Raw genomic sequence first — 24,259 nt, 5'->3', positions numbered from 1 at the left:
CCCATGAACTACCAGCACCCCACCCAACTGCAAGCCGCGATCCTCGACTGGGCCGGCACCGTGGTCGACTTCGGCTCCTTCGCGCCGACGCAGATCTTCGTCGAGGCCTTCGCCGAGTTCGGTGTCGCCGTGAGCCTGGAGGAAGCGCGTGGCCCGATGGGCATGGGCAAGTGGGATCACATCCGCACCCTGTGTGATATCCCCGCCATCGCCGAGCGCTACCGCGCCGCCTTCGGCCGCCTGCCCACGGACGACGACGTCACCGCGATCTACGAACGCTTCATGCCCCTGCAGATCGAGAAGATCGCCCTGCACTCGGCGCTGATCCCCGGCGCCCTGGAGGCCATCGCCAGCCTGCGCGGCAAGGGGCTGAAGATCGGCTCCTGCTCCGGCTACCCGGCAGCGGTGATGGCCAAGGTGGTGGAACTGGCGGAGAAGAACGGCTACGTCGCCGACCATGTGGTCGCCACCGACGAAGTCCCCAACGGTCGCCCGCACCCGGCCCAGGCACTGGCCAACGTCATCGCCCTGGGCATCAGCGACGTGGCCGCCTGCGTGAAGGTGGACGACACCTGGCCGGGCATCCTAGAAGGCCGCAGCGCTGGCATGTGGACGGTCGCCCTCACCTGCTCCGGCAACGCCCTGGGCCTGACCTGGCAGCAGTTCAAGGCCCTGCCCGCCGACAAGCTGGAGCAGGAACGCGCACGCATCGCCCAGCAATTCGAAGGCGCCCGCCCGCACTACCTGATCGACACCATCGCCGACCTGCCGCAGGTGATCGACGCCATCAACGCGCGCCTCAAGCGCGGAGAAATGCCCCAAAGCGCATGACGAAACCCGAGGGGCACCCTGTAGGGCTGCAGGGGCGACTTCAGTCGCCAAGCAGACCGCAGCGCTGCCCCGACTCGGTGCCACAGACAGCATCGCCTGGTGGATGGAAAGAGCGCCATCCACCCTACCCCCCGGTCATCTCAGTGCCTGAGCCAAGCGCAAGCCCCAACCGTAGGATGGCGTAGAGCGCAGCGAAACCCATCACCGTAGAGGCGACTTCAGTCGCCAAGCAGCCCACAGGGCTGCCCCTACCCGGTGCCACAGGTAGCACCGCCTGGTGGATGGAAAGAGCGCCATCCACCCTACTCCCCGGTCAGCTCGGTGCCTGCGCCAAGCGCAAGGCACGAACCGTAGGATGGCGTAGAGCGCAGCGAAACCCATCATCAACAGACCTGAACCCGACGGAGATTCCCGGGCTGAAGCCCGGGCTACATCCGAGCCTGGCTACAAACTGCGCGTCTCGATCGAGTGCTTGCGCAGCTTGCGGTACAGGGTGTTGCGGCTGATGCCGAGCTGCTCGGCGGTGCGGGTCATGTGCCAGCGCTGGCTTTCCAGGGCGGCGAGCAGGGCGCTGCGTTCGGCGTCTTCCAGCGGGTGCACCACGCAGTCGGTGGTGGGGGCCGGGGCAGGTGCACGGCGCAGGTCGGCCGGCAGGTCGGCGTAGCGGATGCGGCCGTCCTCGCACAGCGCCGCCAGGGTGCGCAGCACGTTGCGCAACTGGCGTACGTTGCCGGGCCAGGCGTAGTCGAGCAGCGCCTGGCGGGCGTCCTGCTCCAGGCGGATGGCCTGGCCACGGGCTTCTTCGTGCAGCAGGTGGTCGAGCAGCTCGGGGCGGTCGCTGCGCTCGCGCAGGGGCGGCAGGTCGATCACCAGGCCATTGAGGCGGTAATAGAGGTCTTCGCGGAAACTGCCATCGGCCACGCGAGCGCCCAGCTCACGGTGGGTGGCGCTGATGATGCGCACGTCCACGGCCTGGGCCTCGCCGCCGATGGGCACCACCTGGCGCTCCTCCAGCACCCGCAGCAGACGGGTCTGCAGGGCCAGGGGCATGTCGCCGATCTCGTCGAGGAACAAGGTGCCGCCATCGGCCTGTTGCAGCTTGCCGCGCATGCCTTCCTTGCGCGCACCGGTGAAACTGCCGCCGCGATAGCCGAACAGCTCGCTCTCGATCAGGGATTCAGGGATGGCCGCGCAGTTGAGCGCCACGAAGGGCCGCGCGGCGCGGGAACTGGCCAGGTGCACGGCCTTGGCGAAGGCCTCCTTGCCGGAGCCGGTTTCGCCATTGACCAGCACGGGCACGTCGCGCTCATACACCTTCAGCGCACGGAGGAAGTCGGCGGCCAGCGCCGGGTCGCCCAGGCACAGCCCGGGCACGGCGGATTTCGGTGCCACCGGTAACGCACGGGCGACGGTACGCGGCTGGCCTCGCAACACGGCATAGAGGGCACGGCCATTGCGCGCACGCAGCGGCCAGCTGGCATTGGGTTGTGGTTGGGCGCGGCCGAGCAGGTCGTCCAGCCGGCAGTCGAAGAAGGCTTCCACGCTCTGCCCCAGCAGGCGCTCGCGGGCGCTGTCCAGCAGGTTGATGGCGCTCTGGTTCACCGCGCGGATGCGCCCTTCGCCGTCGAAGGCCATCAGCCCCTCGCTGAACAGGCCGACGTACTCGGCCTGCAGGTGGAAGCGCAGCAGCCACTCGCCCTCGAAGCGGCGCAGGAAGTAGCAGCTCTCGATCATCTTCGCCGAGAGGTTGACCAGCGCCATGGTGTGGAACTGGCTCTGGCGCGACACGTCGTGGCGCGCGGAAGACACATCGAGCACCGCCAGCAGGTCGCCCTGGGGGTCGAACACCGGACTGGCGGAGCAGGTGAGGCCGGTGTGGCGACTGCGGAAGTGCTCGTCCTGGTGGATGGTCAGTGCCTGGCGCTCGATCACGCAGGTGCCGATGCCGTTGGTGCCCTCGCGGGCCTCGCTCCAGTCGGCGCCCAGCCACAGGCCGGCACGCTCGAAAGCCTGGCGCTCGGCTCCGGCGGTCACACAGTTGAGGATCACCCCCCGGGCATCGGTGAGCAGCACCGCGTGGCCGGCACCGGAAAGCTGGTGATAAAGGCTGCTCATCTCGCCGCTGGCGATCTCCAGCACCTGCTGCATGCCTTCGCGGCACTCGAGCATGCGCGCATGTTCGAGCACGGTCGGCGCCATTGGCAGGGCCGGGTCGAGGTGGTAATCCTCCAGGCAGCGCAGCCAGGAGCGGGCGATGGAAGGGTCGGCGGCGGGCCCGCTGGACTGGGCCTTGCCTTGCGCCACGGTCAGCACTTGCCGAGCGTGGCGGCTCAGGTGGTCGTGCATTCTTGTCGTTCTCCATTGCGGGCTTGCGGGAGGCAGCCCGTGCCCCGATGGGCACCCGCATCGCCGCAGCATCCACCAGCACAAGCGGCTTTGCAATCGCCGGGTGACCCACCGGTCGAGCGCTGTACCGGATGCGTGACACTCTGTCACCCGGGACGTACCAGGCATGCGACAGCCCTCACCCGCAGGCCGTTCCCCACAACACTCGGAGCCCTCTCCCACGGGGCTTTCACCGGCCTGGCCCGGCCCTTGCTCTATGCTGCTCAAAGCGCTTCGGCGCCAACTCCCCAATAAGCACAAGAGCCAGGAGATAGACCATGCGTTACGCCCAACCCGGTACCCCCGGCGCCATCGTTTCCTTCAAGGCCCGCTACGGCAACTACATCGGCGGCGAGTTCGTCCCGCCGGTCAACGGCCAGTACTTCACCAACACTTCGCCGGTGAATGGCCAGCCCATCGCCGAATTCCCCCGCTCCGACGCCGCCGATATCGACAAGGCCCTGGACGCCGCACATGCCGCCGCCGATGCCTGGGGCAAGACCTCGGTGCAGGACCGCTCCCTGGTGCTGCTGAAGATCGCCGACCGCATCGAAGCCAACCTCGAACTGCTCGCCGTCACCGAGACCTGGGACAACGGCAAGGCCGTGCGCGAAACCCTCAACGCCGACATCCCCCTGGCCGCCGACCACTTCCGCTACTTCGCCGGTTGCATCCGTGCCCAGGAAGGCGGCGCCGCCGAGATCAACGAGAACACCGTCGCCTACCACATCCACGAACCCCTGGGCGTGGTCGGGCAGATCATCCCGTGGAACTTCCCGCTGCTGATGGCCGCCTGGAAGCTGGCCCCGGCCCTGGCCGCTGGCAACTGCGTGGTGCTCAAGCCCGCCGAGCAGACCCCGCTGGGCATCAGCGTGCTGCTGGAGCTGATCGGCGACCTGCTGCCGCCCGGCGTGCTCAACGTGGTACAGGGCTTCGGCAAGGAAGCGGGTGAAGCGCTGGCCACCAGCAAGCGCATCGCCAAGATCGCCTTCACCGGTTCCACCCCGGTGGGCTCGCACATCCTCAAGTGCGCCGCCACCAACATCATCCCCTCCACCGTGGAGCTGGGCGGCAAGAGCCCGAACATCTACTTCGAGGACATCATGCAGGCCGAGCCGGCCTTCATCGAGAAGGCCGCCGAAGGCCTGGTGCTGGCCTTCTTCAACCAGGGCGAGGTGTGCACCTGCCCGTCCCGCGCCCTGGTGCAGGAATCCATCTACCCGGCATTCATGGCCGAGGTGATGAAGAAGGTGAAGGCCATCAAGCGTGGCGACCCGCTGGACACCGACACCATGGTCGGCGCCCAGGCCTCCGAGCAGCAGTACGACAAGATCCTCAGCTACCTCGATATCGCCCAGCAGGAAGGCGCTGAAATCCTCACCGGCGGCGGCGTCGAGAAGCTCGAAGGCAACCTGGCGACCGGCTACTACATCCAGCCGACGCTGCTGAAGGGCAACAACAAGATGCGCGTGTTCCAGGAGGAGATCTTCGGCCCGGTGGTGGGCGTCACCACCTTCAAGGACGAAGCGGAAGCCCTGGCGATCGCCAACGACACCGAGTTCGGCCTGGGCGCCGGCCTGTGGACCCGCGACATCAACCGCGCCTACCGCATGGGCCGTGGCATCAAGGCTGGCCGCGTGTGGACCAACTGCTACCACCTGTACCCGGCCCACGCCGCGTTCGGTGGTTACAAGAAGTCCGGCGTCGGCCGCGAGACCCACAAGATGATGCTCGACCACTACCAGCAGACCAAGAACCTGCTGGTGAGCTATGACATCAACCCCCTGGGCTTCTTCTAAGAAGCCCCCTGGGCCAGCTGCGCGTCGGCGATACGTTGTCGGAGCCCGTCTCGAAATGCTCATTTGCACCAGCAAACTGCGCTTTCTCGGCGAGCTCCTCCTAGTCTCGCTCTAGCTCGCAGGCCCAGGAGAGGCCTCTTGTAAGTCAAAAACCAGGACCGGGCACCGATCAGGCGGCGCCCGGTCCGCTCCACCCCGGCTCCATCCGACTACAACAACAAGAAACGGTGAACACCATGTGCATCGCGCCTCGCTGCTGCCCGCAGTCGGTGGTCCGTGCCCGCTCGGGCCACGCTCCGCCTCCCGCCTCTCCGATTCGTCGCCCCACTTTCCCCAAGGCAACCTCCGGAGACGCGCATGACAACCACTAATCAACTCAAACCCACCCTCGGCACCCTGCACCTCTGGGGCATCGCCGTCGGCCTGGTGATTTCCGGCGAGTACTTCGGCTGGAGCTACGGCTGGGGCGCCGCCGGCACCCTCGGCTTCCTGGTCACCACGCTGCTGGTGGCGACCATGTACACCTGCTTCATCTTCAGCTTCACCGAACTGACCACCGCCATCCCCCACGCCGGCGGCCCCTTCGCCTACAGCAGCCGCGCCTTCGGTGAGCGCGGCGGGCTGATCGCCGGCATCGCCACGCTGATCGAATTCGTCTTTGCCCCACCGGCCATTGCCATGGCCATCGGCGCCTACCTCAATGTGCAGTTCCCCGAGCTCGATCCCAAGCACGCGGCGGTGGGTGCCTACTTCGTGTTCATGACCCTGAACATCCTCGGCGTCAGCATCGCCGCCACCTTCGAACTGGTGGTCACCCTGCTCGCCGTGGCCGAACTGCTGGTGTTCATGGGCGTGGTGGCGCCGGGCTTCAGCTTCAGCAACTTCGTGCTCAACGGCTGGGCCGGCTCGGACACCTTCAGCAGCGCCTCGATCTCCGGCATCTTCGCCGCCATCCCCTTCGCCATCTGGTTCTTCCTCGCCATCGAAGGCGCGGCCATGGCCGCCGAAGAAGCCAAGGACCCGAAACGCACCATCCCGCGCGCCTACGTGGCCGGCATCCTCACCCTGGTGTTCCTCGCCATCGGCGTGATGATCATGGCCGGCGGCGTTGGCGACTGGCGCCAGCTGTCGGGGATCAACGACCCGCTGCCCCAGGCCATGAAGGCCGTGGTCGGCGAGAACTCCGGCTGGATGCACATGCTGGTGTGGATCGGCCTGTTCGGCCTGGTGGCCAGCTTCCACGGCATCATCCTCGGCTACTCGCGGCAGTTCTTCGCCCTGGCACGCGCTGGCTACCTGCCGCGCGGCCTGGCCAAGCTGTCGCGCTTCCAGACCCCGCACCGCGCCATCATCGCCGGCGGCGTGATCGGCATCGCCGCCATCTACAGCGACGGCCTGATCAACCTGCAGGGCATGAGCCTGACCGCCGCGATGATCACCATGAGCGTGTTCGGCGCCATCGTCATGTACATCATCAGCATGCTCGCGCTGTTCAAGCTGCGCGCCAGCGAACCCAACCTGGAGCGCACCTTCCGCGCCCCGGGCTACCCGGTGGTACCGGCCATCGCCCTGCTGCTGGCGGTGGTCTGCCTGGTGGCCATGGCCTGGTTCAACACCCTGATCGGGCTGATCTTCCTCGGCATCATGGCCGTGGGGTTCGTCTGGTTCCAGTTCACCGCCCACCACCGCGCCAGTGCTCCCGCCGACGCGATGCTGACCCGCATCTGAGCCCCCAGGCCGGCCCCATCGCAACGGTGGGGCCGGCACAGACAGGACGATCGACATGGCAGTTTTTTCCCATAGCGTCGGCGGCCAGACCTGGCGTTTCGACAGCCTCAAGGAGGTCATGGCCAAGGCCAGCCCGGCACGCTCCGGCGACTTCCTCGCCGGCGTCGCCGCCAGTAGCGACGGCGAACGCGTGGCCGCGCAGATGGCCCTGGCCGACATCCCGCTCAAGCACTTCCTCGACGAGGCGCTGATCCCCTACGAGGAGGACGAAGTCACCCGCCTGATCATCGACGGCCACGACCGCGCCGCCTTCGACCCGGTCAGCCACCTCACCGTCGGCGGACTGCGCGACTGGCTGCTCGGCGATGTCGCCGACGAGCATTCATTGCGCGCCCTGGCCCCGGGGCTGACGCCGGAGATGGCCGCGGCCGTGTCGAAGATCATGCGCGTGCAGGACCTGGTGCTGGTGGCGCAGAAGATCCGCGTCGTCACCCGCTTCCGCAACACCATGGGCCTGCGCGGGCGCATGTCCACGCGGCTGCAGCCCAACCACCCCACCGACGAGCCCGCCGGCATCGCCGCGAGCATCCTCGACGGCCTGCTCTACGGCAACGGCGACGCCATGCTCGGCATCAACCCGGCCACCGATAGCCTGTCGTCCATCTGCGCGATGCTGGAGATGCTCGACGCCATCATCCAGCGCTACGAAATCCCCACCCAGGCCTGCGTGCTCACCCACGTCACCACCTCGATCGAAGCCATCAACCGTGGCGTACCGCTGGACCTGGTGTTCCAGTCCATCGCCGGCACCGAGGCGGCCAACGCCAGCTTCGGCATCAGCCTGGAAATCCTCCGCGAGGGCTACGAGGCCGGCCTCTCGCTGAAACGCGGCAGCCTGGGCAACAACCTCATGTACTTCGAGACCGGCCAGGGCAGCGCGCTCTCCGCCAACGCCCACCACGGCGTCGACCAGCAGACCTGCGAAGCCCGCGCCTATGCCGTCGCCCGCCACTTCGACCCCTTCCTGGTCAATACCGTGGTCGGCTTCATCGGCCCGGAGTACCTCTACAACGGCAAGCAGATCATCCGTGCCGGGCTGGAGGACCACTTCTGCGGCAAGCTCCTCGGCGTGCCCATGGGTTGCGACATCTGCTACACCAACCACGCCGAAGCGGACCAGGACGACATGGACATGCTGCTGACCCTGCTCGGCGTCGCCGGCATCAACTTCATCATGGGCATCCCCGGCTCCGACGACGTGATGCTCAACTACCAGACCACTTCCTTCCACGATGCCCTCTACGCCCGCCAGAGCCTGGGCCTGCGCCCGGCCCCCGAGTTCGAGGCCTGGCTCGAGCGCATGGGCATCGCCAGCCAGCAGGGTGGCCGCGTGCGCCTGGGCGAGCAGGTGCCGCCCGCCTTCCGCCAGGCCCTGGCGCAGCTCACCTGAGGAGGCCCGATGAGCGACGACAAACGCCCCGCCCTCGACAACCCCTGGCGCGAACTGCGCAACCTCACCCCGGCGCGCATCGCCCTCGGCCGCGCCGGCACCAGCCTGCCCACCGGCGCCCAGCTGGATTTCCAGTTCGCCCACGCCCAGGCCCGCGACGCCGTGCACCTGCCCTTCGACCGCGCCGCCCTGGCCGCCGAACTGGCCGAGCGCGGCCGCGACAGCCTGCTGCTGCACAGCGCCGCCAGCGACCGCCACACCTACCTGCAACGCCCCGACCTGGGGCGGCGCCTGGACGACGACTCGGCCCAGCGCCTGCGCCAGCATGCCGAGGCCAATCCCGACGGCTACGACCTGGCGCTGGTGATCGCCGACGGCTTGTCGTCCCTCGCCGTGCAACGCCACGCCCTGCCCTTCCTCCAGCGTTTCGAGGAACAGGCGGCGGAAGATGGCTGGCGCACGGCCCCCATCGCCCTGGTGGAACAGGGCCGCGTGGCGGTGGCGGATGAAGTGGCCCAATTGCTCAAGGCGAAGATGGTGGTGATCCTCATCGGCGAACGCCCCGGCCTCAGCTCCCCCGACAGCCTCGGCCTGTACTTCACCTGGGCGCCCCGCGTCGGCCTCACCGACGCCAGCCGCAACTGCATCTCCAACGTCCGCCTGGAAGGCCTCTCCTACGGCCTGGCCGCCCACCGCCTCCTCTACCTGATGCGCGAAGCCAGCCGCCGCCAGCTCTCCGGGGTCAACCTCAAGGACGACTCCCAGGTGCCGATGCTCGACGGCGCCGGCCAGCCTGCACGGGGCAACTTCCTGCTGGGTGGTTGAAGCGCCTCGCCCACCCTGTGGGAGCGGATTCATTCGCGATGGCCCGGGAACCGGGCCCTGCCGCTCCCCGGTCTTGGCGGGCCTCTTCCTGGACAGCCTGGATGATGGGTTTCGCTGCGCTCTACGCCATCCTACGGGTCGAGCCGGGTGACTGAACGGCACGCGACGCCAGTGGTCGAGATGGAAACCCCAGGCATCCGTGATGCGGCCCGCGATCCCGCCGGGTCATGGCTGTCGCCACTGGACAAGCGCCGCGACCCAGCCATGCTGTCTGCTCGTCCCGCAGCCATTCGACAGGACTCCCCATGACCGACCTTTCCTCCTTCCCCATCACACACAAGTGGCCCGCCCAGCATCCCGACCGGCTGCAGCTCTACTCGCTGCCCACGCCCAACGGGGTGAAGGTGTCGATCATGCTCGAGGAAATCGGCCTGCCCTACGAGGCGCACAAGGTCAGTTTCGACACCAATGACCAGCTGTCCCCCGAGTTCCTCTCCCTCAACCCCAACAACAAGATTCCCGCCATCCTCGACCCGGACGGCCCCGGTGGGCAGCCCCTAGCGCTGTTCGAGTCCGGCGCCATCCTGCTGTACCTGGCAGAGAAGAGCGGGCGCCTGATTCCCGATGACGCCGCCGGGCGCTACGAGGCCATCCAGTGGCTGATGTTCCAGATGGGCGGCATCGGCCCGATGTTCGGCCAGCTCGGCTTCTTCAATAAATTCGCCGGCAAGGACTACGAGGACAAGCGCCCGCGCGACCGCTACGTCGCCGAATCCAAGCGTTTGCTCGGCGTGCTCGACCGCCGCCTGCAGGGGCGCGACTGGATCCAGGACGACTACGGCATCGCCGACATCGCCACCTTCCCCTGGGTGCGCAACCTGATCGGCTTCTACGAGGCCGGCGAGCTGGTGGGCATCGACGGTTTCGCCAACGTCACCCGCGTGCTGGAGGCCTTCCTCGCCCGCCCGGCAGTGGCCCGTGGACTGAAGATTCCGGGGTGATCTGCGCCCCGCTACCGGACGGTGCGCGCGCCGTCCGGGAAGACGTACACTGCCAGCCCCTACCCGGTTCCCCGCCCAAGCAGGTGCCAATGGACCCGAACACCCCCAAGCCCATCCACAGGCTCAACGAGCAAGGCTACGAGCTGCTGGTCAACGCCGTGGTCGACTACGCCCTGTACATGCTCTCGCCCGAGGGCGAGATCATCAGCTGGAACGCCGGCGCGGAGCGGATCAAGGGCTACAGCGCCGAGGAAGCCATCGGCCAGCACCTGTCGATGTTCTTCACCGAGGAAGACCGCGCAGCCAACCGCCCCGCCCACCTGATCGCCACCGCGCTGAATACCGGGCGCGCCCAGGACGAAGGCTGGCGGGTGCGCCGTGACGGCACGCGCTTCTGGGCCCTAGCGGTGATGGACGTGGTGCGCGACCACGACGGGCGGATCATCGGCCTGGCCAAGATCACCCGCGACATGACCGAACGCCACGAGTCCGAGCTGCACCTGCAAGGCCTGCGCGCGCAGCTGTTCCAGGCGCAGAAGCTGGAAGCCCTGGGCCAGCTCACCGGCGGCATGGCCCACGACTTCAACAACCTGCTCACGGTGATCATCGGCGCCTCGGCGCTGGCCGGCCGCACCCAGGACCCCAAGCGCATCAAGGAACTGCTCGGCAGCATCCACGAGGCCGGCCTGCGCGGCAGCCACCTGACCCAGCACCTGCTCTCCTTCGCCCGCCAGCGCGACCAGCAACAGCAAGTGGTGCAGCTGGAAAACACCCTGCATTCGGCGCAGATGTTCTTCAGCCAGGCGCTGCCCAAGGGCATGACCCTGGAGCTGCAGCTGTGCCCGCCGCTGCACCCCATCCTGGTGGACCCGAGCCAGCTGGAGATGACCCTGCTCAACCTCATCTTCAATGCCCGCGACGCCATGGAGCAGGACGGCAGCATCGTGCTGCGCGCGGAGAACCGCACCCTGACCGGCGAGTGGGACGAGCTGACCGGCGAATTCCTGATCATCTCGGTGCGCGACAGCGGCAGCGGCATCCCGCCGGACGTGCTGCCGCGCATCTTCGAGCCCTTCTTCACCACCAAGGGGCTGGGCAAGGGCACCGGCCTGGGCCTGAGCCAGGCCTACGGCTTCGTTCGCCAGCACGGCGGAACCATCCGCGTGGACAGCGAACCGGGGCGCGGCACCACCATGACGCTGTGCCTGCCGGCGCTGCTCTACCAGGCCCCCTGAAAGGTGCCGCCGCGCACAGGAACTACTTCAGAAGGCACGACTCTATCGCTGATAGTGACCCGGCAGCGTAGAATCGCCGGGATCAAGGCCGACCCGCCCATGACCGGACGCAATGCGCAGTGCCGGCCAGCCAGGCTCCCGAGCAGGCACGTCGGCCCTCTCAAGCGAACATCCAGATGAGGCAGGCCAGAACTTGGAACAGCTAAAACGCCTTCAGAGCGGCATCGAGGGGCTGGATGCCCTGTTGAAGGGTGGCTTGGTTGCCGGCGCGTCCTACATCGTCCAGGGCCGTCCCGGATCGGGCAAGACCATCCTCGCCAACCAGATCGCCTTCAACCACGTGCGCGACGGCGGGCGCGTGCTGGTCGCCACGCTGCTGGCCGAAACCCATGAGCGACTGTTCCAGTTCCTCTCCACCCTGAGCTTCTTCGACGCCTCGCAGATCGGCGCGCAGATCCAGTTCGTCAGCGCCTTCGACACGCTGGAGAACGAAGGCCTGGACGAGGTGGTCAAGCTGCTGCGCCGCGAGATCAGCCGGCAGAAGGCCACGGTGCTGATCGTCGACGGCCTGCTCAATGCCCGCTCCAAGGCGGATACGCCGCTGGACACCAAGAAATTCATCGGTGAGCTGCAGGGCCACGCCGCCTTCGCCGGCTGCACCGTGCTCTTCCTCACCAGCGCCCGCCTCGACGACGGCAGCCCCGAGCACACCATGGTCGATGGCGTCATCGAACTGGGCGAAGAGCTGTTCGGTGCCCGCTCGGTGCGCCGCATCCAGCTGCGCAAGACCCGTGGCAGCGGTGCGCTGTCCGGCCTGCACGAGTGCGAAATCACCGACGACGGCCTGGTCGTCTACCCGCGCCTGGAAACCCTCTACAGCCGCCCTACGCGCCCCGACAGCGCCGATCTGCAGCGCATCTCCAGCGGCATCGGCGGCCTCGATGCGCTGATCGACGGTGGCCTGGCGCGCTCCTCGGCCACCCTGGTAATGGGCCCGGCCGGCGTCGGCAAGACCAGCCTCGGCATCAGCTTCCTCGCCCAGTCCACCCCCGAGGAGCCCGGCCTGCACTTCGGCTTCTACGAGTCCCCAGAGCGCCTGCGCATCAAGGCACGCAGCATCGGCATCGACCTGCAGCCCCTGGAAGACAGCGGCGCCCTGCACCTGAAGTGGCAACCCACCACCGAAGGCCTGCTCGACGGCCTCGGCGCGCGGCTGATCAAGACCGTGGTCGAGAAAGGCATCAAGCGCGTGCACATCGACAGCCTCGGCGGCATGGCCCGCGTCGCCAGCAACCAGTCGCGCCTGGTGGAGTTCTTCAGCGCCCTGATGAACGAGCTGCGCGCCCTCGGCGTCACCGTCCTCGCCACCTGGGAGATGCGCGACCTGTACAGTGCTGACATCAATGCCCCGGCGCCGGAGCTGTCGAGCATCGTCGACAACCTGGTGCTGATGCGCTACGTGGAAATGAACTCTGAACTGAAACGCCTGCTGTCCATTCTCAAGATGAGGGACAGCCGTTACGACCCCTCCCTGCTGGAGGTCGTTATCCACGACCATGGAATCAACCTCGACAAGGCCTTCAAGCATGCGACGGCAGTCATGTCGGGGGCGGCAACGCCCAATCCCGGCAACTGAAACACGCCAACTGGTCAGTGCCTAATGACAACGATCCTGGTAGTCGATGACGAGTATCTGATTGCAGATATCCTGGCCTTTGCGCTGGAGGACGAAGGCTACATGGTGGTCAAGGCCGGCAACGGCCGCAGGGGGCTGGAAGTTCTCGATCGCGAGCGCCCGTCCCTGGTCATCACCGACTTCATGATGCCGATCATGGACGGCTTGGAGTTCGCCCAGGCGATCCGCGCGCGCACGCAATCCCCCGATCTGCCGATCATCCTCATGAGCGGCGCCCAAGGCAGCGTCGGCCGCGACCGCAGCGACCTGTTCGCCGCCGTCTTCGACAAGCCCTTCGACATCAACGCCGTGATCGCCACGGTCGCGCAACTGATCGGCCCCAGCGACGGCCAGGCCTGAACCGCCCCGCTCCGTCCGCCGCCCATTGCCAGCGTCGCCCGCGTCCCGGAAACTGCCGGCTTTCAGCCCCCAGCGGAGACCGCCGTGTCCACCCAAGAACTCGCCAGCGACCCTACCTGGGTCCAGATCTGCCAGGCCGTCGCCCTCGACCCGCAGCGCCGCTTCACCTCCCGCCAGGCCGTGCTGGGCAGCCCCGACGCACTCGAGGCCACGCTCTACCGCGCCGACCCGGACGATGACGAGGCCGACGAAGAAGACCTCGGCGATGCCCGCGTACTGATCACCGGTGTATTCCAGCCCCCCGCCGAATGGAGCGACAGCGAGCGCGAGGAATACTACGACGACAGCGACCCCGCGCAGTTCTTCAGTGCCCTGATCGAATGCATCGCCGCCCCCGCCAGCCGCGCCTACTTCACCGCCGAAGCCGGCGACCAGGTGGCCGTCAACACCCCCGAGGGCGCCATCGAGATGTACTTCCTCTACGAAATCTTCGAAGACGAAGACGGCCACCACGCCGTGCTCATCCGCGACACCGAAGCCTTTTTCTGAGGCGACGCAGCGGCGGTTTCAGGGCCGCCCTTTCGCGAATGAATTCCACAAGGGCGGCGACGCTGCGCGCCACTTGGCGACTAAAGTCGCCCCTACGAAGGCTCTCGCCACCGCACGGGCAAGACCGCCGTGTAGGGTGGATGACGCTCTTTTCATCCACCAAGGGAGCGGTGACGGGCCACGTCGCCAGGCGCTTCGCGAGCCCGGAGCCCGGACTTCAGTCCGGGGCTCCGATCGCGAATGAATTCGCTCCCACAAGGGCGGCGGCGCTGCGCACCGCTTGGCGACTGACGTCGCCCCTGCAGGAGCTTTCGCAGAGCTCGCCCCTACAGGTTCAACGGTTCAGCGACCGCGCCCGGCCAATACGGCGGTGGCGCCCTGGGCCTTGCGGCAGTACCAGATGACGCGGCTGACGCCCCGGGTGATGGCGACATAGGCCAGGCGCAGGCTTTCGTCACGCATGGCCTGGTCGTAGCTGTTGCGGAAGAATCCGCAGCGGGCATACAGGGCGTTGCGCAGCGGGTGCGCCTCCGTGGGCAGGCAGTCGTCGACGATCACCGCCACCTCCGCCTGCAGGCCCTTGGCGCGGTGGATGCTGTAGGCCTTCACCGGCAGTGCCGGGTCCAGTTGCGCCTGGATGCTGCGCAGGGCTTCGTTGCGACGGCCGAGCAGGAGCACGGCGGTGCGCTCGCCACTGCCACGCGCCTCGACATGGCGGCACTGGGCCTGGATGTCAGCGACCAGGTTCGGCAGCCCGGCGGCCAGGTCGAAACCCTGCACCAGGCGCACGCCGTCCTCCGGCTGGGCGACCTTCACCGCACGGCTGGTCTTCTCCTGTTTGAAGGCGACGCCCCCGAGTACCGCCTCGCCGTCGCGCACCACCGTTTCGATGGAGCGGTAGTTGGTTTCCAGCAGCAGCACCTTGCTCTTCTTCGCCTTGCCCTTGCCGGGGAAATGGCGGTCGAAATCCATGAACAGCTCGGGCGAGCTGCCGCGCCAGCCGTAGATGGACTGCCAGTCGTCGCCGATGGCCATCAGGCTCGGTGCCCGGCGCGAGCGTGCCAGCTGGCGATGCACGGCCTGCAGCCACTGGACGATCTGCGGGGAGATGTCCTGGAACTCGTCGATCAGCAGGTGCGTCAGCGGCTCCAGCAGCGCGGCGTCGAGGCTGCCGGCCTGCAGGCGCTGAGTGAGCTCGGCGAAGGCATCGTTGAAGGTCATCGCGCCGCGCTCGCGCAACAGCGCCTGGAAGCGCGCCCAGAAAGGCTGCAGGGCTTCGATGAACAAGCGCTCCTGGGGCGGGCAGTTGAGCGTGGCCGGCTGCAACTGATCGATGCGCAGGCCGATGCTTTCGATGAACCCGGCCTGGGCATGGAAGGCTTCCGGCAGCGGCAGCGCAGTCAGCTCGCCGGCCAGGCGCAACGCATCACGGGGTGCCTGGCCGATGGTGGCGCCCTCCTCCTCCACCGGTTCAGCCAGCCCCAGCAGGCGGTGCACCCGCTGGCGGAACCCGGCATCGGCGGCGTAGCAGGCCTGGTAGGCCTCCTCCAGCAGGCGTTGCTGGGCCGGACGCAGGCGGCCGGCGGCGAGGGGGTTGTCCGGCTCGGCGCTGGGGTCGCGGTCGTCCAGTTGCTCGAACCAGGCGGGGTTGCCCAGGGCCGCCTTGGCCAGCACGCCCATGGCCGAATGGAAGGTGCGCACGCACTGGCGCGCCTGGGCGGCGTCGAAGGCGAATTCCCAGAAGCCGAGCACCCGCTGCAGCTGGTCGCGCAGCTGCGCACAGGAAGCGTTGGTAAAGGAGATGACGGTGAGTTTGCCGGGCTCGATGCCCAGGTGGCAGAGCATGAACACCACGCGCAACACCAGGGTGGTGGACTTGCCGGAACCGGCACCGGCGAAGATGCGGGTGACCGGCGCGCGGCCGAGGATCATCGCCCACTGCTCGTCCGAAGGCGCAGCCACCACGCCAGCGGCCACGGCGGCGGCGACCTTCTCGCGCATGGCCTCGGCGACACCGGCGCTTTGCCGCAGGGGGCCGCCGTAGATGCCGTCGTCCTGGACCTCAGCCGCCGGCGCAGCGACCCCGCCCGGTTCCTTGGGGGCGGATTTCTTGCCGCTCGAACGGCCCTTGGGCGTGCTGGTGGCACCCTTGCGGCTGCGCCCACGGGGCTTCTTCTGCGCCTGGGCGGCCATGGCCTGCGCAGCCTCGCGCTCTTCACGCAGGTAGGCGGTGGTACGGGGGAAATAACGCGCCAGCGCTCCGGAGAGCAGCGACTTGTAGCGCTTGACGGCAGACAGCATCCAAAGGGTCCGGGAAAGCGAATAACGGGGCGCGATGATAAGGGCTTTGCCCCTGCGCCGTCAGTTGCTGGCCCCTGGCCAACCGGCGGCAAGGCCTTGCCCCGCGCCGGCAATGCGGCGCCGCGCACATTACCGAGTAAAAGGCCGGAAGCCTTCTGCAACGGGGTTTTCACGAATATGGCCCGATCCCTGCACCAAAGCGGCGCATCCTCTGCATCCAGGGAAAGGCCATGACCATCATCTCCAACAGCTCGCCGCTGGCGACCTACCTCGCCAGCGCCACCAAACCGTCCACCACCGGCACCAGCGGTTCCACCTCCGGCACCGATGGCAAGGCCACCGACAAGCCGGCGGACCCCATCGCCGAACTGCGCCAGTTCGCCGCCAACCTGGTGGCCCAGGGGCGCGGCGGGCTGATGAACGCCATGGCCGGCAACACCAGCAACGTGCTGAGCAACGCCAGCGCCGCGACCAGGGCCGGGCTCAATGGCGGCAATGGCGCGCAGATGCAGCTGCCGGACGTCTCCACCATGGACCGCGACGACGCCGCCAAGATGCTGACCCAGGTGCAGAAGCTGCTCGACAAGGGCCTGGAAGGCGCCTTCTCCTTCGTCGGGGTGAACGGCGACAAGCAGACCAGCTCGCTGGAGACCTACCGCGACTGGCTGCAGGCCAAGGGCGGCATCAGCATCTACGCCTGAGCCTCAGCGCAGGGCCTCGGTCAGCAGCGGCAGGTAGCGCGGGTGCAGGGAGATGTCGTTGTGGCCCGCGCCGTCCAGCACCTCCAGCCGTGCCACGCCGGGGGCGAAGGCCGCCGCCAGGCGCTCGCTGCTGTCACGGGGGATGACCTGGTCATCGCTGGCCAGCATCAGCAGCGTCGGCACGCGCAGGGCGCCGACGACATCCGCCGAGCGGTAGCGATCCCGTAGCAACCCGCGCACCGGCGCCCAGGGGAAACGCCCGGCGGCGACGTTCTCGATGCTGTCGTAGGGGGTGATCAGCACCAGCCGGCTCACCGGCCGCTTGCCCGCCAGTTGTACGGCGACGCCGGAGCCCAGGCTGCGCCCCACCAGCGCCACCTGCTCGTGGCGGTCGCGGATGTGGTCATAGAGCAACTCGGCATCCCGCAGGATCAGGGCCTCCGACGGCTCGCCGGAGCTGCCGCCATAACCCGGGTAGTGCATCAGGTAGAGCGCGCGGTCGGGGAAGGCCTCGGCCAGCTGTTCCAGGTTCAGCGACACATCCTCGCCATTGCCACCGAAGTACAGCAGCGCCTGCGCGCCGGGCCGTGGCCGCACCGTGACCACCAGCCGCCCTTCCGGTACCGCCAACTCCAGGGTGTTCTCCGGCGCCTGCACCGCGCGGGGCTGGGGAAAGTAGAGGAGGTTGCGCTGGAACAGGAAGAGCATGAGGCTGATGGCCAGGTACAGCCCGGCGACAAGGGCGAGGGTTACGAGCAGGGTGCGCGTCATGGAGGGCTCCGAAGGTGTTCCCCCGCGCTGGGCGCGGGGGCGTTTTCAGCCTATCAGAAGCTGAAGTCCACCTTGGTCCACAGGGTACGGCCGGGCTCCTTGATCGCCTCGGGCTCGGCGGGGAAGCCGAAGCCGGCGTCACCGGCGAGGTTGAGGTGCTCGGCGTAGGCCTTGTCGAAGAGGTTGTCGACCCCGGCGCTGACCTTGATGTCACGGGTCAGGCGGTAGGCGCCGTTGAGGGAGAACACCGCGAAGCCGCCGCTGCTGCCGAAGTCCTGCCCGACGACGTTGCCCTGCCCTTCGGCCACGCGGTTCTGCGCGGCCACCACGCGCCACAGGGCGCCGGCGCTCCAGGCGCCCTGCTCGTAGGCCAGGCTCAGGCGCGCTTCCAGCGGCGGCATCTGCGGCAGCGCACGGCCGTCGGAACTGTTCTTGCCCCAGGCGTAGGCCAGGGTGCCGTCGGTCTTCCAGTTCTCGTCCAGGCGGTAGGCCGCGCCCAGTTCGCCGCCCATGATGCGCGCGTCGATGTTATCGGCCCGCGAGGTGTCGCCCATCATCCCCGGAGTGTAGGTGAAGAGGATGTAGTCGCGCACCTGGCCGACATAGCCGGACGCCCAGGCCTCCAGGTCGCCCTCGCTGTACTGAACGCCGAAGTCCAGCTGGGTGGTCTTCTCCGGCTTGACCCCGTCGAAGGCGTTGCGCGAGCCGGCCGGGCCCTGGTTGGGCGAGTACAGCTCCCAGTAGTCGGGGAAGCGCTGCACATGGCCGAGGCCGGCATAGAGGGTGGTGGCGCTGTCCAGATCGTGCTCGTAGCGCGCGAAGCCGCTGGGCAGGGTGTCGGCGCGGGTATCGCCGAAGGTCGGGTTGGCCATGCCCATCATGCCCAGGGTGCGGCGGTAATCCTTGGCGTCGGAGCGGTCCAGGCGCGCGCCGGCCACCACGCGGTCGCCCTCCTCCACGTACCAGGTCAGCTCGCCGAAGGCGCCGTAGCTGTGCATCAGCGCATCACGGCTGCGGGGGAACTGGTCGGCGTCGGTGAAGGTGCCGCTCATCATCGAGTAGCGCGAGGCGCGCTTGCGGTGCTCGCTGCGCATGGCGTCGAGGCCGGCCACCAGCTCCACCTCGCTCCACTTGAAGGTGGCGGCCATGCGCGCGCCGAGGGTGCGGCGGTCCACCTGCGAGGCCATCGGCATGGGCATCGAGCTGGTCGGGTCGGGGTTGCGCAGGCGGAAGTTGTCCATCACGTGGTCGGCGTAGTTGTAGTAGACCTGCGCCTCCAGCTTGTCGAGCACGCCGCCGAGGTTGCTGCGCTCGAAGCGCAGGCCGAGGCTTTCCCGCAGGAACTGGCTGCCATCCATACCGCGCCCGGCGTAGCGGGACTCGCCGTTGCCACGCCCGGCGGAGAGCTCGACCAGGGTGTCGGCGTCCGGGGTCCAGCCGATGGCCACGTCGCCGTTCCACTTGTCCCAGCGCGAGGGCACGGTGTCGCCGTTGCCATCCTCGTAGTCGTCGGACTGGGAATGGTTGCCGGTGGCGCGCAGGTAGCCGAGTTCGTTGCCCACGGCGCCATCCAGCACGCGGTCGAAGCGGCCGTTGGAACCGGCCAGCAGGCTGGCATGGAGGCGGCTGCCGAGCTCGCCGAAACGCTCCGGCTCACGCTCGAACAACACGGTGCCGGCGGAGGCGCCCGGGCCCCAGAGCACGGTCTGCGGGCCCTTGATCACGGTGAGCTTGTCGAAGGTCTCCGGCGAGATGTAGGAGCTGGGGGCGTCCATGCGCCCCGGGCAGGCACCGAGCATCAGGCCGCCGTTGGTGCGCAGGTTGAGGCGCGAGCCGAACATGCCGCGCAGCACCGGGTCGCCGTTGGTGCCGCCGTTGCGGATGGCGGAGAAGCCGGGAATGGTCTTCAGGTAGTCGGCGCCGTCGCTGGCCGGCACCGGCTGCCGGGCCTCCTTCGGGTCGGTGACGATGGTCAGCGGCGAGCTCTGTTGCACGGCGGTGATGACGGTGGCGCTGACCTCGATCGGTTCGGCGGCGGGCGCGACGGGCGCCACGTGCTGCTCGTGGTCATGTTCATGGGCGACGGCGCCCGCGGCGAAGGCCAGGCCGGCGGCCAGGGCGAAGGCGTGGCGCCAGCGCAGGCGCGCGGCATCGGGCTGGAAGCTGAAACGGCTGGAGCGGCAGGGGACAGGCTGGTGCATGTGGATGCTTTCCATGATCTGAAATCGTTGGCGCCGTCACGCTCGGGCGACGGGCAGCTCGGGTCGGCGGCGTCAGCAGGACGGCCGCAGGCGCGGGGTTGTGATTTCAGAGGCAGGGAGAGGCGCGGGGATTGGCCGAGGGCCAGCAATAACGGGGGGGCGTGCCTGTGTGGCGGTCCCGGGGCGGGCGCGGAAGCTCGCGGCGACGCTGGAGCCAGAACAGACCGAGGAAGAAGAGGATGCCGAGGGTGACGGCGCTACCCATCGGGCAGCTGAAACCCAGGTTTGAAAGCTGCGCCAGGGAGCCGGACAGATCACCGTCGACGGAAGGCCCGTCGCTGCCGGTGGCCGAGCAGAAGGCGCCACCGAGCCCGCTGAGTTCCAGGCCCAATGCCTGGCCGTGGTGAATACCGCAGGCGAGCAGGTTGAACAGGACGCAGGCGTAGAGCATCCAGGCGATCAACGAGCGGTCGTGGCGGGCGGTTTTCATGGGCGGCGACTCTAGCACCGAAATTTCACGGCGAGAAAGCCGGCCCTTGTGGTGGATTGCCGCAGCCGATGTCGGATGGATCGCCGCAATCCGCTTGGCCGGAACGGCGTCACAACCGCTACAGTCGCACCTCCCATCCGCAGCGAGAACCCCGATGACCCGCCTCTACGATGCCCGCGGCAACCGCTATGTCGTCACCACACCCGAAGCGCTGCGCCAACTCGGTATCGCCGTGTCACAGCACGCCGCCGACGCGGCACGCCAGCGCGAGCACTGGAGCGCCGCCGCCATCGAGGCCCTCTGCACCTGGCCCGAGGGCGAGCGGCCGCAAGGCGCCAAGGGCCATCGCTCGGACGGGCTGCTGGTGGGCCCCTTCGGTGACGCTTCGCCCTGGGACCTGCTGATCGTCAACACCGACGGTAGCCTGACCGAACGCAGCGGCAACGGCATGACCCTCTTCGCCCAGTCCCTGCTCGACGACGGCCACGTCTTGCCCAACCAGGCCTTCGTCCTGCAGGTGCACCACGACAAGCCCGGCGGTGGCTCGCCGGTGGTTACGCCCATCGAGCCCGCCGAACGCGATGGGCACTCGGGCTTCTGGTTGCAGATGGGCGCACCGGGGTTCGGCCCCGAGGCGGTGGGTACCGATGACGAGCATGTGGCCGCCGCCGAATTCCATGGCCACCCGCTGAGCCGTGTCGACGCCCTGGCCCAGGTGAACCCCGAATGGCAGCGCAGCCAGTTCGTGCGCATCGGCAACCCCCACTGCGTGACCCTGCTGGACGACCCCGAAGCGCTGCCGACCATGCCCTGGCTGCGCGCCGCGGTGCCCCACGCGGCATTGGAGCGCATCGCCTACGCCGCCCCCATCGGTGCCGGCAACCCCTGCCCCGCCGGGGTCAACCTGCAATGGGCGGCGCGGGCGGCGGATGGCGCCATCGAGGCGCGGGTGTTCGAACGCGGCGAAGGGGCGACCGAATCCTCCGGCAGCAGCGCCTGCGCCGTAGCCAGCGCCGCCTGGAAGGCCGGGCTGGTGGCGGCCGGCGAGGTGCAGGTGCGCATGCCCGGCGGCACCGCGCCGCTGCGCCTGGAGCAGCAGGGCGACGCCCTGGTGGGCGTCTGGCTGTTCGGCGTGGGAACGCGCCTGGAGGGTTGAGGCAGGGCTCAGCTCGGCGCGGTGGCCTTGAGCCCGGCCAGCACCAGCTTCTGGTAGAGCTGCTCGCGCAGGCCGCTGGGCGTGTGCAGGTCCATGCGCTGCAGGTGGCGGGTGTAGTCGGCGGGCTCCGGCAGGTCGAACAGGGTGGCCATGCCCAGTTCGAGGATCTCGCTGAGCTTGAGCTTGCTCTTCAACCAGCGCAGGGCGCGCAGCAGGTCCTGTTCCTCGGGGCTGAAATCGCAGCCCAGCGGGTATTCGGCGAACAACCGGGGATGCTCGGCCTGCAACGCCAGCAGGCGCCAGGGGGTGTTCTGCCGGTAGAGCGGGTCGAGGGTGAAGTCAGCGGGCAGCTTGCCGGCCTTCTGCGCCTCGGCGATCAGGCCGTCCTGGAAGCGCGAGTCGGCGATGCGCAGCAGCGCTTCGATCACCTCGGCGTCGTTCTTGCCACGCAGGTCGGCGATGCCGTATTCGGTCACCACCAGGTCGCGCAGGTGCCGGGGAATGGTGGCGTGGCCGTATTCCCAGACGATGTTGGAACTGGCCTCGCCGCCGGACTCACGCCAGCTGCGCAGCATCAGGATCGAGCGGGCGCCCTCCAGCTCGTGGGCCTGGGCGACGAAGTCGTACTGCCCGCCAACGCCGCTGAGCACGCGGCCGTCCTCCAGCTGGTCGGCGGCGCTGGCGCCCAGCAGGGTGATGGTGAAGCAACTGTTGACGAAGCGCGCGTCGCGGCGCTGCAGGCGCTTGAGCTCTTCGTCGCCGTGCAGGCGGTTGACGTAGCTGATGGCGGTCATGGCGATGCGTGACAGCGGCCCGTCGCCCAGCTCGCGCAGGCGCTGGTAGAAGGCGTCGGGGCCGAGGAAGAAGCCGCCATGGATCAGCACCCCGCCACGCACCTGGCCGAGCTGCTCGACCAGGGCCGCGCGGGTGGCGGCGTCCTCCACATCAGGGCTGAGCCGGCGCCCATCACCCAGCAGCAGCTGGCCACCATCGAGGCGCACGGCCTCGCCGAGCAGGCCATGGCGCTGCAGCCAGGCGAGGCTGTCGCCATCCAGCACGCGCGGCAGTTCATCGAGCAGTCCATCGAGGTCGGTCACGGCGCCGTGGGGGTCCAGCATGCCGGCGTTGGCCAGGCGTTGCAGGCGCACATCGGGGTAAACCGGACGGCGCACCACGCCCGCTTCCAGCAGCACCAGCAGGCCGAGCAGGAACATCTCGCTGTTGGCGTAGAGCCCCTGGGCAAAGGGCGCCAGGCCACCTTCGGCCTCCACCAGCGCACCCCAGCGCTGGGGCACCTCCAGGCCATCCAGCACCGCGCGGTAGCCGGCGTTATCCCCCTGGCGCGCCACCAGCGCGGCGGCCAGGCCGTCGGCCATGGCGCCGATGCCCACCTGCAGCGTGCCGCCGTCGCGCACCAGGGCGCTGGCGTGCAGGCCGATGGCGTGGTCCTGCAGGCTCACCGGCAGGTTGGGGGTGGAGAACAGGGTGCTGCGCTCGGGCGCATCCAGCACCAGGTCGAACTCGCCGGCGTCGAGCTCGGCGTCGCCCGGCATATAAGGAAGCGCCTCGTGCACCTGGGCGATGGCGAGGATGGTCTCGCCCGCCGCACGGCGACGACGCAGGCGCGGCAGCAGGTCGAGGGTGATGTCGGGGTTGCAGCTGAGGCTGAAGCGCCCGGGGCTCTGCGGCCGCGCGGCGACCATCTGCGCCACCAGGTTCAGGCCCTTGCGGTCGAGGTCGCGGGCCACCTGGCTGTAGTTGAGGCTGACGTAGCTCTGCTGGGCCTGGGGGTTGTCCAGCTGGCTGGCCGGCTGCAGGTAGAACTCCTCGACGCGGATGTGCGCCGGCAGCTCGCCACAGCGCAGGTCGCTGAGGTAGTCGAGTTCGATGTAGTCGCCATAGAGGCGACGCAGGAAGGGGCCGGAGAAACGCTGCTCCAGCTCGCTGGCCGGTTGCGGCTTGGCCAGGGACAGTGCGGTGTAGATGGTCAGCTGGCGCTCGGGCAGCGCCTTGACGCGCTGGTAGAGCGCGTTGACGAAGCGGTTGGGCTTGCCCAGCCCCAGGGGGATGCCGAGGAGGATGGGCCCCTCGATCCGGCGCAGCACTTCATCCACGGCCTGTTCCAGCGAGCAGTTGGGCACCTGTCCTCTCCCTTGCAGATCGACGATGCAGGGTTGGACCGGCACGGCTGCGCTTTTGCTCAACGTGCGACGGGCTGCGATTCAAACGCTCGCTTGGATTGCGCTTTCCAGGATTTTTCAGGCAGCATCGACCGGGTGCTGGCATAGCACCTGCATTCCTACCAGCCCCAACCACCTACGCCGAGGCCTACCCATGCGCATCGTCCAAGCCACCCTGGAGCACCTGGACCTGCTGAACCCGCTGTTCGTCAAATACCGCGAGTTCTACGGCGAACTGCCCTTCCCCGACTCCTCGCGCAAGTTCCTCGAGAAGCGCCTGAGCCGCAAGGAATCGATCATCTACCTGGCCCTGGCCGACGATGACGACACCAAGATCCTGGGCTTCTGCCAGCTCTACCCGAGCTTCTCCTCCCTGTCGCTGAAGCGCGTGTGGATCCTCAACGACATCTATGTCGCCGAGGACGCCCGTCGCCAGCTGGTGGCCGACCGCCTGCTGCAGACCGCGAAGAAGATGGCCAAGGAAACCAACGCCGTGCGCATGCGCGTCTCCACCAGCGCCGGCAACGAGGTGGCGAAGAAGGTCTACGAGTCCATCGGCTTCCGCGAGGACAGCGAGTTCGTCAACTACATCCTGCCGATCCACGAAGACTGATCCACCCG

19 protein-coding genes are annotated in these 24,259 nt (G+C 68.2%); 13 read left to right on the top strand and 6 right to left on the bottom strand.

Going from position 1 to position 24,259, the window contains the following annotated elements:
• The first annotated feature begins 3 nt into the window (after positions 1–3).
• A complete protein-coding gene (gene phnX / locus ACXI0U_RS00675; RefSeq protein ID WP_479549590.1) occupies positions 4–831 on the top strand; it encodes a phosphonoacetaldehyde hydrolase in 828 nt (275 codons plus the stop codon).
• A 444-nt stretch (positions 832–1,275) separates the two neighbouring features.
• On the opposite strand, the gene ACXI0U_RS00670 is transcribed toward phnX, so the two are convergent.
• Complete coding sequence (locus ACXI0U_RS00670; RefSeq protein ID WP_374979817.1) at positions 1,276–3,177, bottom strand: sigma-54-dependent Fis family transcriptional regulator; 1,902 nt, start codon at positions 3,175–3,177, stop codon at positions 1,276–1,278.
• Between the two features lie 317 nt (positions 3,178–3,494).
• Between ACXI0U_RS00670 and exaC the strand changes: the two genes are divergently transcribed.
• The 9 genes from exaC (at position 3,495) to ACXI0U_RS00625 (ending at position 13,838) form a co-directional block, all read left to right on the top strand.
• Positions 3,495–5,015, top strand: coding sequence for an acetaldehyde dehydrogenase ExaC (exaC, locus tag ACXI0U_RS00665; protein WP_043243812.1), 1,521 nt, complete (start codon positions 3,495–3,497; stop codon positions 5,013–5,015).
• Between the two features lie 357 nt (positions 5,016–5,372).
• Positions 5,373–6,743: an ethanolamine permease gene (eat, locus tag ACXI0U_RS00660; protein ID WP_479549589.1), complete on the top strand. Its 1,371-nt coding sequence runs from the start codon at positions 5,373–5,375 to the stop codon at positions 6,741–6,743.
• A gap of 55 nt (positions 6,744–6,798) precedes the next feature.
• Complete coding sequence (locus ACXI0U_RS00655; protein ID WP_479549588.1) at positions 6,799–8,193, top strand: ethanolamine ammonia-lyase subunit EutB; 1,395 nt, start codon at positions 6,799–6,801, stop codon at positions 8,191–8,193.
• Positions 8,194–8,202: 9 nt separating this feature from the next.
• A complete protein-coding gene (gene eutC, locus ACXI0U_RS00650) occupies positions 8,203–9,018 on the top strand; it encodes an ethanolamine ammonia-lyase subunit EutC (RefSeq protein ID WP_479549587.1) in 816 nt (271 codons plus the stop codon).
• Between the two features lie 305 nt (positions 9,019–9,323).
• Positions 9,324–10,019 (top strand): glutathione S-transferase N-terminal domain-containing protein, encoded by a 696-nt coding sequence (locus ACXI0U_RS00645; protein WP_021219350.1) that lies wholly within the window; start codon positions 9,324–9,326, stop codon positions 10,017–10,019.
• Positions 10,020–10,108: 89 nt separating this feature from the next.
• On the top strand, positions 10,109–11,254 hold the full coding sequence (locus tag ACXI0U_RS00640) for a two-component system sensor histidine kinase NtrB (protein ID WP_043243798.1): 1,146 nt from the start codon (positions 10,109–10,111) through the stop codon (positions 11,252–11,254).
• A 193-nt stretch (positions 11,255–11,447) separates the two neighbouring features.
• Positions 11,448–12,890, top strand: a complete 1,443-nt coding sequence (locus tag ACXI0U_RS00635; protein ID WP_021216741.1) for an ATPase domain-containing protein — start codon at positions 11,448–11,450, stop codon at positions 12,888–12,890.
• A 24-nt stretch (positions 12,891–12,914) separates the two neighbouring features.
• Positions 12,915–13,289, top strand: coding sequence for a response regulator (locus tag ACXI0U_RS00630; protein ID WP_021216742.1), 375 nt, complete (start codon positions 12,915–12,917; stop codon positions 13,287–13,289).
• Between the two features lie 84 nt (positions 13,290–13,373).
• The gene (locus tag ACXI0U_RS00625; RefSeq protein ID WP_374979813.1) at positions 13,374–13,838 is read left to right on the top strand and encodes a hypothetical protein; all 465 of its coding nucleotides are present in this window, start codon (positions 13,374–13,376) and stop codon (positions 13,836–13,838) included.
• A 342-nt stretch (positions 13,839–14,180) separates the two neighbouring features.
• Here the strand turns inward: ACXI0U_RS00625 and ACXI0U_RS00620 are convergent, their stop codons facing one another.
• Positions 14,181–16,139, bottom strand: coding sequence for a UvrD-helicase domain-containing protein (locus ACXI0U_RS00620; protein WP_374979812.1), 1,959 nt, complete (start codon positions 16,137–16,139; stop codon positions 14,181–14,183).
• A gap of 230 nt (positions 16,140–16,369) precedes the next feature.
• Here ACXI0U_RS00620 and ACXI0U_RS00615 point away from each other — a divergent pair, with 230 nt between their 5' ends.
• A complete protein-coding gene (locus ACXI0U_RS00615; RefSeq protein WP_374979811.1) occupies positions 16,370–16,840 on the top strand; it encodes a hypothetical protein in 471 nt (156 codons plus the stop codon).
• Between the two features lie 3 nt (positions 16,841–16,843).
• On the opposite strand, the gene ACXI0U_RS00610 is transcribed toward ACXI0U_RS00615, so the two are convergent.
• From ACXI0U_RS00610 to ACXI0U_RS00600, 3 genes are all read right to left on the bottom strand, one after another.
• On the bottom strand, positions 16,844–17,611 hold the full coding sequence (locus tag ACXI0U_RS00610) for an alpha/beta hydrolase (protein WP_435634511.1): 768 nt from the start codon (positions 17,609–17,611) through the stop codon (positions 16,844–16,846).
• A 53-nt stretch (positions 17,612–17,664) separates the two neighbouring features.
• Complete coding sequence (locus ACXI0U_RS00605; protein WP_479549586.1) at positions 17,665–19,812, bottom strand: TonB-dependent copper receptor; 2,148 nt, start codon at positions 19,810–19,812, stop codon at positions 17,665–17,667.
• Between the two features lie 106 nt (positions 19,813–19,918).
• Positions 19,919–20,302: a DUF2946 family protein gene (locus tag ACXI0U_RS00600; RefSeq protein WP_021216748.1), complete on the bottom strand. Its 384-nt coding sequence runs from the start codon at positions 20,300–20,302 to the stop codon at positions 19,919–19,921.
• Between the two features lie 154 nt (positions 20,303–20,456).
• On the opposite strand from ACXI0U_RS00600, the gene ACXI0U_RS00595 reads away from it, so the two are divergent.
• Positions 20,457–21,458: a diaminopimelate epimerase gene (locus ACXI0U_RS00595; protein ID WP_479549585.1), complete on the top strand. Its 1,002-nt coding sequence runs from the start codon at positions 20,457–20,459 to the stop codon at positions 21,456–21,458.
• Between the two features lie 8 nt (positions 21,459–21,466).
• Here the strand turns inward: ACXI0U_RS00595 and ACXI0U_RS00590 are convergent, their stop codons facing one another.
• Positions 21,467–23,599, bottom strand: a complete 2,133-nt coding sequence (locus ACXI0U_RS00590) for an acetyl-CoA hydrolase/transferase C-terminal domain-containing protein (protein WP_479549584.1) — start codon at positions 23,597–23,599, stop codon at positions 21,467–21,469.
• A gap of 193 nt (positions 23,600–23,792) precedes the next feature.
• On the opposite strand from ACXI0U_RS00590, the gene ACXI0U_RS00585 reads away from it, so the two are divergent.
• Positions 23,793–24,251: a GNAT family N-acetyltransferase gene (locus ACXI0U_RS00585; RefSeq protein ID WP_111260722.1), complete on the top strand. Its 459-nt coding sequence runs from the start codon at positions 23,793–23,795 to the stop codon at positions 24,249–24,251.
• Positions 24,252–24,259 lie beyond the last annotated feature (8 nt).

The sequence above is a fragment of the Pseudomonas sp. C9D1 genome, assembly GCF_056491235.1.
This window is presented reverse-complemented; position numbering and strand designations above follow the sequence as displayed.

Coding starts and splice junctions, on each gene's coding strand:
- ACXI0U_RS00600 (WP_021216748.1), bottom strand. CDS start 20,302: ATGAAAACCGCCCGCCACGACCGCTCGTTGATCGCCTGGATGCTCTAC.
- ACXI0U_RS00595 (WP_479549585.1), top strand. CDS start 20,457: ATGACCCGCCTCTACGATGCCCGCGGCAACCGCTATGTCGTCACCACA.
- eutC (WP_479549587.1), top strand. CDS start 8,203: ATGAGCGACGACAAACGCCCCGCCCTCGACAACCCCTGGCGCGAACTG.
- ACXI0U_RS00620 (WP_374979812.1), bottom strand. CDS start 16,139: ATGCTGTCTGCCGTCAAGCGCTACAAGTCGCTGCTCTCCGGAGCGCTG.
- ACXI0U_RS00655 (WP_479549588.1), top strand. CDS start 6,799: ATGGCAGTTTTTTCCCATAGCGTCGGCGGCCAGACCTGGCGTTTCGAC.
- eat (WP_479549589.1), top strand. CDS start 5,373: ATGACAACCACTAATCAACTCAAACCCACCCTCGGCACCCTGCACCTC.
- ACXI0U_RS00610 (WP_435634511.1), bottom strand. CDS start 17,611: ATGACGCGCACCCTGCTCGTAACCCTCGCCCTTGTCGCCGGGCTGTAC.
- ACXI0U_RS00585 (WP_111260722.1), top strand. CDS start 23,793: ATGCGCATCGTCCAAGCCACCCTGGAGCACCTGGACCTGCTGAACCCG.
- ACXI0U_RS00670 (WP_374979817.1), bottom strand. CDS start 3,177: ATGCACGACCACCTGAGCCGCCACGCTCGGCAAGTGCTGACCGTGGCG.
- ACXI0U_RS00630 (WP_021216742.1), top strand. CDS start 12,915: ATGACAACGATCCTGGTAGTCGATGACGAGTATCTGATTGCAGATATC.
- ACXI0U_RS00605 (WP_479549586.1), bottom strand. CDS start 19,812: ATGCACCAGCCTGTCCCCTGCCGCTCCAGCCGTTTCAGCTTCCAGCCC.
- exaC (WP_043243812.1), top strand. CDS start 3,495: ATGCGTTACGCCCAACCCGGTACCCCCGGCGCCATCGTTTCCTTCAAG.
- ACXI0U_RS00640 (WP_043243798.1), top strand. CDS start 10,109: ATGGACCCGAACACCCCCAAGCCCATCCACAGGCTCAACGAGCAAGGC.
- ACXI0U_RS00615 (WP_374979811.1), top strand. CDS start 16,370: ATGACCATCATCTCCAACAGCTCGCCGCTGGCGACCTACCTCGCCAGC.
- ACXI0U_RS00645 (WP_021219350.1), top strand. CDS start 9,324: ATGACCGACCTTTCCTCCTTCCCCATCACACACAAGTGGCCCGCCCAG.
- phnX (WP_479549590.1), top strand. CDS start 4: ATGAACTACCAGCACCCCACCCAACTGCAAGCCGCGATCCTCGACTGG.